The sequence below is a fragment of the Halopseudomonas sp. genome, from assembly GCF_047631575.1.
In the GTDB taxonomy this organism is placed as follows: domain Bacteria; phylum Pseudomonadota; class Gammaproteobacteria; order Pseudomonadales; family Pseudomonadaceae; genus Halopseudomonas.
The window spans coordinates 257,475-270,312 of the sequence record NZ_JBLIAB010000001.1; the positions used below are offsets into that span (position 1 = coordinate 257,475).

A 12,838-nucleotide genomic window follows, 5' to 3' on the forward strand; every position below is an offset into this window, starting at 1 on the left:
ATGAACAGTGCCGCGACAAGTCAGCCTCCAGGGCAGGTCCCAGGCACACCATCAATGAGCCGACAGTACAGGGATGGATACAGCTTTGATCCAAATCGGGCCTTACCGACTGGCCAACCAAGTGATACTCGCGCCGATGGCGGGCGTCACCGATCTTCCCTTCCGGCAATTATGCAGGACCCTGGGGGCGGGTCTGGTTGTATCCGAGATGGTAACCAGTGATATTCGTCTGTGGAACAGCCGCAAATCACGCAACCGTCTCGACCACCGAGGGGAAGGCGAACCACGCTCGGTCCAGATTGCCGGCGGCGACCCCCAGATGATGGCTGAAGCAGCCCGTATGAATGAGCAACTTGGGGCCCAGATCATTGACATTAATATGGGTTGTCCAGCAAAGAAGGTGTGTAACAAGGCTGCCGGTTCGGCCCTGATGCGCGACGAGATGCTGGTCGCTGAGATTCTGGAGGCCGTCGTCAGCGCAGTGACGCTGCCAGTCACGCTAAAAATCCGCACTGGCTGGTGTGCAGAATCACGCAACGGATTGAAGATAGCCCGCATCGCCGAAGAATCAGGCATTCAGGCTCTTGCCGTGCATGGGCGTACACGCAACCAGCTGTATACCGGCCACGCCGAATACGACACCATCGCCGCCATCAAGCAGCAGGCAGGCATTCCAATTTTCGCCAATGGTGATATCAATACGCCCCAGAAAGCCCGGACAGTTCTCGATTACACGGGAGCAGATGCAGTAATGATCGGTCGCGCAGCACAGGGTCGACCCTGGATATTTCGCGAGATAGACCATTATCTTCAACATGGCGAAGTGCTGGCACCGCCACCACTGGAGTGGCAGCAGGAAACGCTGCTCACGCATCTGGATGCGCTGCACCATTTTTACGGCGAACATCAGGGCGTGCGCATAGCGCGCAAGCACGTGGGATGGTATTTACAGACCTTGCCCGGTGCTGATGATTTTCGTCGTACTTTCAACCGAATAGAATGTCCGGCGCAACAGCGCCAGAATATCCGAACTTTTTTTACCCGCTTGCTGGAAGGAGACCTTGCGGCATGAGCCTAGTGAATGCATTAGCGATAAATGGACTGGAAACCGTGAGCGACACCCCTCAAGAAAGTGCCTTTATCGAACCCCCGGATAAGCTCAGTCAGAGCAGCCGAACCTTGCGCAACAGCGTTGAACAGGCGCTGAAGAATTATTTCGAACATCTCGATGGCCAGGACGTCACTGATGTATACGACATGGTACTTTGCGAAGTGGAAGCGCCTCTGCTCGAAAGTGTGATGCAACACGTGAAAGGTAATCAGACTCGGGCCTCCGAGATACTGGGCCTTAATCGCGGCACCTTGCGCAAAAAACTCAAGCAGTACGGGCTTCTATAAAGCAACCGGCTGCTGCTCGAGGCGACATCCCGGCCTGCACTGCTGTTTATCGGGCGTCGCTGTTTCTCAATTGACCATGACTGGAAGCCCCATGACCGACCACACCATCCGCCTGCCAATTCGTCGCGCGCTTATCAGCGTTTCCGACAAGACCGGAATCGTCGATTTTGCCCGCGAACTGAGCGTCCGGGGCATCGAAATTCTGTCCACTGGCGGCACCTTCAAACTCCTGCGTGATGAGGGTCTGGCTGCCGTCGAGGTGGCTGACTACACCGGCTTTCCGGAGATGATGGACGGCCGGGTCAAAACACTGCACCCAAAGATCCATGGCGGCATCCTCGGCCGTCGGGCCATTGATGGCGACGTTATGGAGAAACATGGCATCCAGCCGATCGACATGGTTGTGGTCAACCTGTATCCCTTCGCGGCCACCGTTGCCAAGCCCGGATGCACCCTCCCCGATGCGATCGAGAACATCGATATCGGTGGCCCAACAATGGTCCGCTCAGCGGCAAAAAATCACAAGGATGTTACTATTGTTGTCAACACATCCGATTACGCCAAGGTCATCGAGGCGCTGCAAGCAGGCGGCCTGACCTATGCCCAGCGCTTTGATCTGGCGCTGAAGGCTTTTGAGCATACCGCTGCCTATGACGGCATGATTGCCAATTATCTGGGCACCATTGATCAGCGGCGCGACACCTTGAGCACTGACAACCGCACCAGTTTTCCCCGCACATTCAACAGCCAGTTTATTAAGGCCCAGGACATGCGCTACGGTGAAAATCCCCATCAGGCCGCCGCCTTCTATCGCGAAGCAGCACCGGCGGATGCCTGCATTGCCACTGCAGTGCAGTTGCAGGGCAAGGCCCTGTCGTACAACAACGTCGCCGACACCGACGCCGCACTGGAGTGCGTCAAGAGTTTCAGCAAGCCAGCCTGCGTTATCGTCAAACATGCCAACCCCTGCGGCGTCGCCGTCGTACCTGACGCCGAGGGTGGTATCCGCCAGGCCTACGAACTTGCCTATGCCACTGACTCGGAATCCGCCTTCGGTGGCATCATCGCTTTTAACCGCGAGCTAGATGCAGAAACCGCCAAAGCGATCGTCGAGCGGCAGTTCGTTGAGGTCATAATTGCGCCGCGCATCAGCGCCGAGGCGCGGGATATCGTCAGTGCCAAAGCCAATGTGCGCTTGCTGGAATGTGGCAACTGGACTACCGGGTCTGTGGCTGACTGGGACTTCAAGCGCGTCAATGGCGGCCTGCTGGTCCAAAGCCGCGACATCGGCATGATCAGCTCCGACGAGCTGAAAGTGGTGACGCAGCGTGCGCCGACCGAGCAGGAAATAAACGATCTGATTTTTGCCTGGAAAGTTGCCAAATACGTCAAGTCCAACGCCATTGTCTATGCCAGCCAGCGCCAGACAGTAGGCATCGGTGCCGGCCAGATGAGCCGGGTCAATTCCGCCCGCATAGCTGCAATCAAGGCTGAGCACGCGGGACTGCAAGTTAAGGGTGCAGTCATGGCGTCGGATGCGTTTTTTCCATTCCGGGACGGCATCGACAATGCAGCAGCAAATGGGATCAGCGCAGTGATCCAGCCCGGCGGATCAATGCGAGATGCTGAGGTGATCGCCGCCGCAGACGAAGCCGGCATGGCGATGGTCTTCACTGGCATGCGGCACTTCCGGCATTGAAGCCAACCACTACCCACATTTGACGAGAGAACTCCCATGAATGTACTTATTATCGGTAGTGGCGGACGCGAACATGCCTTGGCCTGGAAGGTAGCCCAGGACTCAAGAATAGACCGGGTATTCGTCGCGCCTGGCAATGCCGGTACGGCCACCGAAGCAAAATGCGAGAACGTCAACCTCGATGTTCTGGAACTGGATCGACTTGCCCATTTCGCAGAGCATAATGTTGAACTCACTATTGTCGGACCAGAAGCACCGCTGGTCGCCGGGATAGTCGATCTATTCCGTGAGCGGGGCCTCAAGTGCTTCGGTCCCAGCGCCGGCGCTGCTCAGCTGGAAGGGTCCAAAGCTTTCACCAAGGATTTTCTGGCGCGTCACCAGATTCCCACGGCGGATTATGAAACCTTCACCGAGGTCACCGCCGCGCTGGAATATCTGCGTCGCAAAGGTGCTCCGATCGTGGTCAAGGCCGATGGTCTGGCTGCAGGCAAAGGGGTCATCGTCGCAATGACGCTTGCCGAAGCAGAGGACGCCGTACGGGATATGCTTTCAGGCAACGCCTTTGGCGAGGCGGGTTCACGGGTTGTCATTGAGGAGTTTCTGCAAGGCGAAGAAGCTAGCTTTATTGTGATGGTAGATGGCGAACATGTACTACCGATGGCCACCAGCCAGGATCACAAACGGGTTGGCGACGGCGACACTGGTCCGAATACCGGTGGGATGGGCGCCTACTCACCGGCTCCCGTGGTCACTGCTGACGTTCATCAACGGGTCATGGACGAAGTGATCTGGCCAACCGTTCGAGGCATGGCGGCCGAAGGTAATGTCTATACCGGTTTCCTGTACGCAGGCCTGATGATCGACCCCGAAGGATCACCTCGAGTAATCGAGTTCAACTGCAGGTTCGGCGACCCTGAAACACAGCCGATCATGCTGCGCTTGCAATCCAGCCTGGTTGAACTGACCGAAGCGGCTCTGGCCGGTCGACTGGACGAAGTACAAGCTGCGTGGGATTCACGGCCCAGCCTCGGCGTAGTGCTTGCTGCGGGTGGCTACCCGGGAGACTATGCCAAGGGAGCTGTGATTCATGGTCTTGAGCCGTTAGGAAATGCAGAAGCTAAAATATTTCATGCCGGCACTTCGCTCGTTGATGGACAGGTCTTGACCAGCGGCGGCAGGGTACTGTGCGCGACTGCGCTGGGCGATAGCGTGCAGCAGGCGCAGAAAAATGCATATGCGCTGGCTCGCCAGGCAAACTGGGAAGGCAGCTTCTACCGCACGGATATCGGCTATCGCGCCATAGTACGAGAGCCCCGCGAAGAGTGAAAATCATGATCGATGGTGGCGTATCGCTACTGTCGGCGGCCCTTGGCACAGCTGGACATGCGCAGGGCTGACCCGCCCATACCGGCGTGCCTGGGCTTGGGTTATACTTTAATGTCGCAGATATCAACTGCCTTCCGATCGCCCATGGACAGGACGTAACCATTTTGAAGCAGACGAGTTGGTTCCTTGCCATCCTCGCAAGTCTGGCCATGGCCATGGCAAGCTGGGTTTCTGCGTCCGAAAGCAATGCCCCTGCCTACAGCACCTTCCTCGACACCCAAGGCGAGCTCTCACTTGAGGACGTCACTTCCAGCCTGTATGTCCATCGCTTCACCCCAAGTGCTACGGGACCGCTGCGGATCCCCGGCGACGGAGCCATGTGGATACAGATCTCGTTGCAGGGCGGCACAGTCCGGCAATTATTCCTTGAAAATCCATTGATTTACCGCGCAGAACTTTATCTGCTGCGCGACGCGAACCTTGTAGCTGAGTATCGTGCAGGTGCTGGTGTATCCGATCCCAAAGGGGTGATTCCCCACACGGGCTACGCGTTCACACTGGATACAGGTACAAGCGGTCAATATTTTGCCTACCTTCGCTTACTGAGCGAACGTCCTCTGGTTAGCTCGATAAACGTTGCTACCGTACAGGAAGCAGCAATGATGCTCAGTACCAGTCAGGCCTTGCGGGGCATCTTGGTCGGCCTGATACTGGCTTTGGTGCTACATGGACTCCTGCACGGCGTCGTCAGCCGCGACCCATTCCATCTGCTGATTGCACTGGCCGGACTCACGTTGTGCGCAAGCGCACTCAGTGGCATCAGCTGGATTGTTAGCGAATTTCCTGTATTGCGTGGTCGTAGCTCCATTCTCCTGCAACTCACAACCTATCCTCTCATGGCCCTCGTGCTTCTGAGTCTGCTGCCCCGGGGCAGCGTGCATATTCGAAGCGGCTTATCCCAGAGTATTGTCTTGGCTGCCTGCATGATGGGGCTGCTCATCATCATCGCCATACTTGACCCTGACAGACTTAGCCTGACCAATACCACACTGCGCCTCGGCTTACCCATGCTGACAGCCGTAGTCATGCTGTTTCTCTGGTTGCGTCATCAGCCATTCGAGAGATCATTCCTAGCTTCTATTGTCTTCATGCTAGGCAGCCTTATCGTCGAGATCCGCCCCACCGCTCACGCAATGGGTGACAGCGCCGTCATCTTTTTGCTCTGGCTTGCCCTTGTCGGCTTTGCTTGGGGCCTGCACAAACGCTTGCAGCGCCGCATTACCCAGCGTTTCGATCGCAAGCGAAACAGTGCAGCAAGCCAGGCCGAACGCCGAACCAAAGCAGAGTTTCTCGCTCGCATAAGTCATGAAATTCGTACGCCCATGAATGGCGTACTGGGCATGTCCGAACTCTTGCTCGACACCGCATTGTCAGCAAAACAGCGCGATTACGTGCAAACGATTCACGGCTCGGGTAGCGACTTGCTGAACCTGATAAACGAAATACTGGATATGTCCCGACTCGAGTCCGGTGACATGACCCTGGAGTCAGTCCAGTTTGATCTGCATGCCTTGATCAATGACTGTATGGAGACAGTGCGCAGCCGTGCTGGCAACAATACAGTCGAGCTCATCAGCTATCTCCACCCGGATGTCCCGCGTACCATTGAGAGCGATCCAACCCGACTTCGTCAGATATTGACCAACCTGCTTAACAGTTCCATGCGCTTTACTGCCCAAGGCGAGATTATGCTGGTCGTCGGGCTGGAGCATATCGGCAGCGCCACCCTGCTGCAATTTGCCGTACAGGATACTGGTAGCGCAATTCCTGACCAAGCACGCGAATCACTGCTGCGCAGCACCCTAGATACCTCTCGCCTGCTGGCACAGGTGGATCATGGAGGACACTTGGGACTGATTGTAGCCAGTCAGCTGGTACGTATGATGGGTGGCAAAATAGGGATCAAGTACGCGTCGGAGCAAGGCAACTCGATCTGGTTTGCACTTGCTGTTGAGCATCCTGGTTCCAACTCCGGGCTTGATGCTGAAGGCCGTTGCCTAGCGGAGCGACGTACGCTTATCGTCGATGACAATGCGACCTGCCGCAAGGTACTGCAAAACCAGTGCAGTGCTTGGGGTATGCACGCCGAGACGGTCGCTAGCGGCAAGGAAGCGCTTGCTCTGTTAAGAACCCGGGCGCACCTGGGCAACCCCTTCGAGATTCTACTGATCGACCATGCTATGCCCGGTATGAGCGGTTTGGAACTGGCGAGTCGGATCAAGGACGACTCCACGCTACGCGATAGATTACTGATTATCATGCTCACTGGTGTTAGCCAAGCTCCAAACCGGGTGATTGCCCGCGCCGCAGGTGTGCGCCGCATACTCAACAAACCCGTGGCTGGATACACACTGCGTACGACAATGGCTGACGAGTGGCAGCAGCATCTTGGCATCCTCGCAAATATGTCTGAAGACGATCCTGTGGACACCGCTGGGCCACTCATCGGCGCATTCAAGGTGCTGGTCGCCGAAGATAACGCTATATCTACAAAAGTCATCAAGGGAATGTTGAGCAAGCTGGGTCTTCAGGCAACCGCGGTACAAAACGGACACCAGGCAGTCAAAGCGGTCAAAAGCGGTCAATATGATCTAGTTCTGATGGACTGCGAAATGCCAGAACTGGATGGGTTCAGTGCAACGCAACAAATACGCGAATGGGAAAAGAACCAAGGACGCCCAGCTCTCCCCATTATCGCACTAACTGCTCACATTCTACCGGAGCATCGAGAGCGTTCGCGCCGGGCAGGTATGAACGCGCATATTGCCAAACCTGTCGACCTGTCCCAATTGCGCGAGCAGATCGACTACTGGGTAGAGCGCAAACAAGACAAAGAGTCCTGATCAATCCTATCGATCAGGACTGGCGCGAGGAGCTTCGTGAGGCTGGGCGCCCGACCTTCTTTTCCGCCGGCTTTTTCCTGGCTCCGCTATCGCGGGGCGGCAACCCAGAATGCTGAGTCAGTAATACGCCAGGCTTGGCTTTGGCACCCTGGGGCGTGGAGTTCTTGCGTCTGGCACTGGAATAACCTTCAACAGCCGGCTGAAAGGTCGGAATTAAGTGCTGCTTGCTATTACCAATCAAGTCCGCGCGACCCATCTCTTTCAAAGCTTCACGCAGTAATGGCCAGTTCTTAGAATCGTGGTAACGCAGAAACGCCTTATGTAGCCGACGCTGACGCTCGCCCTTGACGCTTGCAACGCCGTCGCTCTTGTAGGTGACCTTGCGCAATGGATTCTTGCCCGAATGATACATTGCCGTCGCGGTCGCCATGGGAGACGGATAGAAGGCCTGCACCTGATCTGCGCGAAAGTCATTAGTCTTGAGCCACAGCGCCAGGTTCATCATGTCTTCATCCGAAGTACCCGGATGCGCAGCGATAAAGTATGGGATCAGGTACTGCTTTTTACCTGCTTCCTTGGTGTATTTTTCGAACAGCCGCTTAAAGGTGTCGTAAGTACCGATTCCAGGCTTCATCATCCGGCTAAGCGGACCCTGCTCCGTATGCTCAGGTGCAATCTTCAGATAACCGCCAACGTGATGCGTTACCAGTTCCTTGACGTACTCTGGCGACTCGACTGCCAGGTCGTAGCGCAACCCGGAGGCGATCAGCACTTTTTTCACACCCGGCAATTCACGAGCCTTGCGGTACAAGCCGATCAGTGACGAGTGATCGGTATTCAAATTTTCACAAATACCCGGATAGACACAAGAAGGCTTCCTGCAGGCCGCTTCAATTTCAGGACTTTTACAGGCTATGCGATACATGTTGGCGGTTGGCCCGCCCAGATCAGAAATTATTCCTGTAAACCCAGGAACCTTGTCACGAATCTCTTCGATTTCGCGGATAATCGATTCATGGGAGCGATTCTGAATAATCCGCCCCTCGTGCTCAGTGATGGAGCAAAAAGTACAGCCGCCGAAGCAACCGCGCATGATGTTCACTGAAAAGCGGATCATCTCGTAGGCAGGAATCTTCGCATCCCCGTAAGCCGGATGCGGGACGCGGGCATAAGGCAAACCAAACACGTAGTCCATCTCTTCCGTGGTCAAGGGTATTGGCGGCGGATTGAACCACACATCCTTTTCCCCATGACGCTGCACCAGCGCGCGGGCGTTACCCGGGTTGGTTTCCAGATGGAGTACCCTATTTGCGTGGGCGTAGAGGACAGAGTCGCTCTTGACCTTCTCATAGGAAGGCAGGCGAATGACGGTCTTGTCCCGCTCAAGACGCGGATGCGGCAATAACTGAAGAACCTGCACACCTTGCTGCGCGGCTTCCAGTACATCCTCTGGCGTCGGGCCCTTGGCCTGCTCCACCGCGCAGGCACTAGTATCCTGGGTGTTCACGTAGGGATTGATGATTTTGTCGACTTTACCGGGGCGGTCTATGCGTGTGGAATCGAGTTCAAACCAACCCAGTGGTGTGTCGCGTCGCATAAAGGCAGTGCCGCGAATATCCGTGATAGCCTGAATTTCTTCACCGCGGCTCAGCCGCTGAGCAATCTCGACGACAGCTCGTTCGGCGTTGCCATACAACAGAATATCCGCTTTCGCGTCAAGCAGCAGAGAGTGACGCACCTTGTCCTGCCAGTAATCATAGTGCGCAATCCGCCGCAGCGATGCCTCTATCCCGCCCAGCACAATCGGGATGTCCTTGTAAGCTTCACGGCAGCGCTGACTGTAGACCAGGCTAGCACGATCTGGTCGGCTACCAGCCTTGCCTCCAGGCGTATATGCGTCATCCGAGCGAATCTTGCGATCAGCCGTATAGCGATTGATCATCGAATCCATGTTGCCAGCAGCAACACCAAAAAATAGATTCGGCTTGCCCAGCTGCTTGAAGGCTTCCTTGCTCTGCCAGTCAGGTTGACTGATGATACCTACACGAAAGCCTTGAGCTTCGAGCAGCCGGCCAATAATCGCCATACCGAAGGACGGATGATCAACATAGGCGTCACCTGTGACTACGATGATGTCACAGCTATCCCAGCCCAGCAGATCCATCTCGGCTCGGCTCATAGGCAGGAAGGGCGCCGCGCCGAAGCACTCGGCCCAGTACTTTGGATAATCGAAAAGTGGCCTGGCGGCCGGCATGCTGGCGGACATCTTTACTCCATGTCCCCGTACCCAGCGTATGAGCCGGGGGCGAGGTTCTCGAAACGGGTGAACTTGCCCAGAAAGGCTAATCGGATATTACCGATCGGACCGTTCCGCTGCTTGCCGATAATAATTTCGGCGATACCCTGATCCTGAGTATCTGCATTATAAACTTCGTCACGATAGACAAACATAATAACGTCGGCGTCCTGCTCGATCGCCCCGGATTCTCGCAAATCAGAGTTGATTGGCCGCTTGTTTGGCCGTTGTTCAAGTGAACGATTGAGCTGTGACAGCGCTACTACCGGGGCGTTGAATTCTTTGGCCAGCGCTTTTAGCGAACGGGAGATTTCGGAAATTTCATTGGTACGGTTTTCTGAAGTGCCGCCGATCTGCATAAGCTGGAGGTAATCGATCATGATCATTCCGATCTCGCCATGCTCGCGTACTACTCGTCGCGCCCGAGCACGCATTTCCATCGGGGACAATCCCGCCGTATCATCGATGAACAGTTTCCGGTCATTGAGCAGATTGACCGCCGAGGTCAAACGGGGCCAATCATCATCATCCAGCCGACCAGCACGAACCTTGCTTTGATCAATACGCCCAAGCGAAGACAACATACGCATTACCAGGGAATCACCAGGCATCTCCAGCGAAAATACCAATACCGCCTTGTCATAGCGCAGCACCACATTCTCGACCAGGTTCATTGCGAAGGTCGTTTTGCCCATGGACGGTCGACCCGCGATGATGACCAGATCAGCCGGCTGTAGGCCTGAAGTCATTTCGTCCAGGTCGGTAAACCCAGTGGACAGGCCCGTGATGGCTCCATCACTGTTAAACAGCGTATCGATCTTGTCGATAGCCTTGGTAAGCAGATTGGTCACCGACTCCGGTCCGCCGGTTTTGGGCCGACTCTCGGCGATCGCGAAAATTTGTCGCTCAGCCTCATCGAGGATCGCATTGGCCTGCTTGCCCTTGGGATTGAAGGCGCTATCGGCGATGTTTGAGCTGGTACTGATCAATTTACGCAGCGTCGAGCGCTCACGGATGATATGCGTGTACGCGCTGATGTTGGCAACCGAGGGTGTGTTTTTAGCTAACTGGCCCAAATAGGCCAGCCCGCCCACTTGGTCGATCAAGCCCTCGCGATCAAGCTCTTCAGCCAAGGTCACCACATCGAAGGGCTGGTTACGTGCAGCTAGACTCGCCAGCGCCCGAAAAATCAGCCGATGATCATGCCGATAGAAATCCGGCTCGCTAAGGAGTTCTACCACCCTCTCCCATGTGGTATTTTCCAGCATTACGCCGCCCAGCACAGCTTGCTCGGCTTCTATCGAATGTGGCGGAATTTTCAGTGCAGAAGCCTGCAGATCAAGTTCCGTATTGTCGGTGTACATGGTTTCGTTCATCGGCACAGGCTCGGCACTTGCTGACTACTCGATCAGGACTACCCAGGATGGAAATAACCGGGGTACTAAAACAGCAACACGGCGCCTGTCAAAGACAGGCGCCGTGTTGAACAGTCTAACCCTAATGGCTATCGAACTCACCCTGCAACGCCGCTGGCGTACCAGTGCAAGTCACTTCAAGCCGGTCGACTCAGCCGTTAACCACGACCAGCTTAACGCTGGCTTCAACATCTGTGTGCAGTTGCAGAGCAACTTCATACTCGCCGACGTTGCGCAGCGGGCCTTCAGGCAAACGCACTTCGCTCTTTTCGAGAGCAACACCAGCTGCAGTGACTGCATCGGCGATATCGCGGGTACCGATGGAACCAAACAACTTGCCCTCTTCGCCAGCGTTGGCTGCGATTGTCACAGTCAATTCGACCAACTGAGCGGCGCGAGCCTCAGCATGACCCTTCTTCTCATCGGCAATGCGCTCAAGTTCGGCGCGGCGTGCCTCAAAGGCTTCCAGGTTAGAAGCGGTGGCCGGAGTGGCCTTGCCGAAAGGCAGCAAAAAATTGCGTGCATAACCGGCACTCACAGCAACCTTGTCACCAAGGCTACCCAGATTCGCGATCTTTTCGAGCAGGATAACTTCCATTGCAATAACCTCTTGTATTCAGTCTTGGCCTTTCGGATCGTTATCGTCACGGGGGCCCGAGGCCGGCGCAAGACGGGAACGAAAGTCGAACAGGCTATCTATAAATGCTAAAAACATAATCAGGGGATACACGAACTGAGCGGCTAGAACAAATATCACATAGAGCATTACTAGCCACACTGAACCAAACTTCTTTATCCCGACAACTCCGTGCAACAGTGCCAATCCAGCAATAACCAATGGCAAGCTGGTTATCGGTGCCAATAACGCGAATTGCCCAAACTGCGGGCCAAATAGCGTTATCAGCAACAACATGCCAGCAACCAGCGGTGACAGCCGCAAGCGGTGGAACTCTTCACGAAATCCACCCGGATTATAAAGCCGGGCTTGCCATGAACGACCCACCATCACACTGACTAGGACCATCAGCGAGTGCACAGCCCCCATCAGCCCCGCAATAACCGGGACCAATAAAGCCTGGATCCGCACCATGCCGGCTTCATCAACCGACCCGCCCATATCAGCAAGCAACTGAGGCAGGCGCTCTTGAATTTGCGCGGCAAGTACTAGCAGCTGCTCATTAAGAACCGTTAACAGCAAGAGGGCATAACCCACGCCTAACGGAACCGCCACCAGCAACGCGGCTGCCCAGTCATTACGACTGTGCAGCAGGGATGCCAGTGCAAAACTGCCACCAATAACCAGCAACGGAGTCAGATCGCCAACCCAAGCCCATGCAATCGCCGGCAGAATACCCCAGCCCAACACCGGCAGAGCCTCACTAAGACCGCGCCGCAGCACGATCAAAGCCAAGGCAGCAGCGCTGACCCAGAATAACAGCGGTACGGCCGCGGCGATGGCGACTACTAGAGTAGCCTGCCTGCGACCGCGCATGATGTATTCTGCCAACCCACGCATGCCGGTAAGATTTCCCTGATTACGTAATTAGGTGCTTTTTAACGACCGTGGCTGTCCGTGAAGGGCAGCAGAGCCAGATAACGAGCACGCTTGATAGCGACGCCCAGCTGACGCTGGTAACGGGCCTTGGTACCGGTAATGCGGCTAGGAACAATCTTGCCGGTCTCGGTGATGTACGCTTTCAGGGTGTTGAGATCCTTATAATCGATCTCTTTAACGCCTTCAGCGGTGAAACGGCAGAACTTTCTGCGACGGAAAAAACGTGCCATGGCAGCGTCTCCTTAA

General features: G+C 55.6%; 10 protein-coding genes. 5 read left to right on the forward strand and 5 right to left on the reverse strand.

Annotation, left to right across the window (positions count from 1 at the left end):
- Positions 1-73: 73 nt before the first annotated feature.
- From dusB to ACJAXR_RS01340, 5 genes are all read left to right on the forward strand, one after another.
- Positions 74-1,072, forward strand: coding sequence for a tRNA dihydrouridine synthase DusB (gene dusB, locus ACJAXR_RS01320; RefSeq protein ID WP_415056450.1), 999 nt, complete (start codon positions 74-76; stop codon positions 1,070-1,072).
- Positions 1,069-1,398, forward strand: coding sequence for a DNA-binding transcriptional regulator Fis (gene fis, locus ACJAXR_RS01325; RefSeq protein ID WP_415056451.1), 330 nt, complete (start codon positions 1,069-1,071; stop codon positions 1,396-1,398). Before dusB ends, fis begins: the two co-directional genes overlap by 4 nt.
- A 91-nt stretch (positions 1,399-1,489) precedes the next feature.
- Positions 1,490-3,097: a bifunctional phosphoribosylaminoimidazolecarboxamide formyltransferase/IMP cyclohydrolase gene (gene purH / locus ACJAXR_RS01330; RefSeq protein WP_415056452.1), complete on the forward strand. Its 1,608-nt coding sequence runs from the start codon at positions 1,490-1,492 to the stop codon at positions 3,095-3,097.
- A gap of 36 nt (positions 3,098-3,133) precedes the next feature.
- Positions 3,134-4,423, forward strand: a complete 1,290-nt coding sequence (gene purD, locus ACJAXR_RS01335; protein ID WP_415056453.1) for a phosphoribosylamine--glycine ligase — start codon at positions 3,134-3,136, stop codon at positions 4,421-4,423.
- Positions 4,424-4,587: 164 nt separating this feature from the next.
- On the forward strand, positions 4,588-7,326 hold the full coding sequence (locus ACJAXR_RS01340) for a response regulator (protein ID WP_415056454.1): 2,739 nt from the start codon (positions 4,588-4,590) through the stop codon (positions 7,324-7,326).
- Positions 7,327-7,339: 13 nt separating this feature from the next.
- Here ACJAXR_RS01340 and ACJAXR_RS01345 read toward each other — a convergent pair whose 3' ends face one another.
- The 5 genes from ACJAXR_RS01345 to rpsR form a co-directional block, all read right to left on the reverse strand.
- A complete protein-coding gene (locus ACJAXR_RS01345; protein WP_415056951.1) occupies positions 7,340-9,580 on the reverse strand; it encodes a YgiQ family radical SAM protein in 2,241 nt (746 codons plus the stop codon).
- 14 nt (positions 9,581-9,594) lie between these two features.
- Entirely contained in the window at positions 9,595-10,986 is a 1,392-nt protein-coding gene (dnaB, locus tag ACJAXR_RS01350; RefSeq protein WP_415056952.1) for a replicative DNA helicase, read from the reverse strand.
- A gap of 202 nt (positions 10,987-11,188) precedes the next feature.
- Entirely contained in the window at positions 11,189-11,635 is a 447-nt protein-coding gene (gene rplI / locus ACJAXR_RS01355; protein ID WP_415056455.1) for a 50S ribosomal protein L9, read from the reverse strand.
- An 18-nt stretch (positions 11,636-11,653) separates the two neighbouring features.
- Positions 11,654-12,553, reverse strand: a complete 900-nt coding sequence (locus ACJAXR_RS01360) for a hypothetical protein (RefSeq protein ID WP_415056456.1) — start codon at positions 12,551-12,553, stop codon at positions 11,654-11,656.
- Between the two features lie 38 nt (positions 12,554-12,591).
- Positions 12,592-12,822, reverse strand: coding sequence for a 30S ribosomal protein S18 (rpsR, locus tag ACJAXR_RS01365; protein WP_096348409.1), 231 nt, complete (start codon positions 12,820-12,822; stop codon positions 12,592-12,594).
- Positions 12,823-12,838: the final 16 nt, after the last annotated feature.

What these genes read in the sequence shown, in the direction of transcription:
- purD (WP_415056453.1), top strand. Translation starts at nt 3,134, where the DNA reads ATGAATGTACTTATTATCGGTAGTGGCGGACGCGAACATGCCTTGGCC.
- purH (WP_415056452.1), top strand. Translation starts at nt 1,490, where the DNA reads ATGACCGACCACACCATCCGCCTGCCAATTCGTCGCGCGCTTATCAGC.
- rplI (WP_415056455.1), bottom strand. Translation starts at nt 11,635, where the DNA reads ATGGAAGTTATCCTGCTCGAAAAGATCGCGAATCTGGGTAGCCTTGGT.
- dusB (WP_415056450.1), top strand. Translation starts at nt 74, where the DNA reads ATGGATACAGCTTTGATCCAAATCGGGCCTTACCGACTGGCCAACCAA.
- dnaB (WP_415056952.1), bottom strand. Translation starts at nt 10,986, where the DNA reads ATGTACACCGACAATACGGAACTTGATCTGCAGGCTTCTGCACTGAAA.
- rpsR (WP_096348409.1), bottom strand. Translation starts at nt 12,822, where the DNA reads ATGGCACGTTTTTTCCGTCGCAGAAAGTTCTGCCGTTTCACCGCTGAA.
- ACJAXR_RS01345 (WP_415056951.1), bottom strand. Translation starts at nt 9,580, where the DNA reads ATGCCGGCCGCCAGGCCACTTTTCGATTATCCAAAGTACTGGGCCGAG.
- fis (WP_415056451.1), top strand. Translation starts at nt 1,069, where the DNA reads ATGAGCCTAGTGAATGCATTAGCGATAAATGGACTGGAAACCGTGAGC.
- ACJAXR_RS01360 (WP_415056456.1), bottom strand. Translation starts at nt 12,553, where the DNA reads ATGCGTGGGTTGGCAGAATACATCATGCGCGGTCGCAGGCAGGCTACT.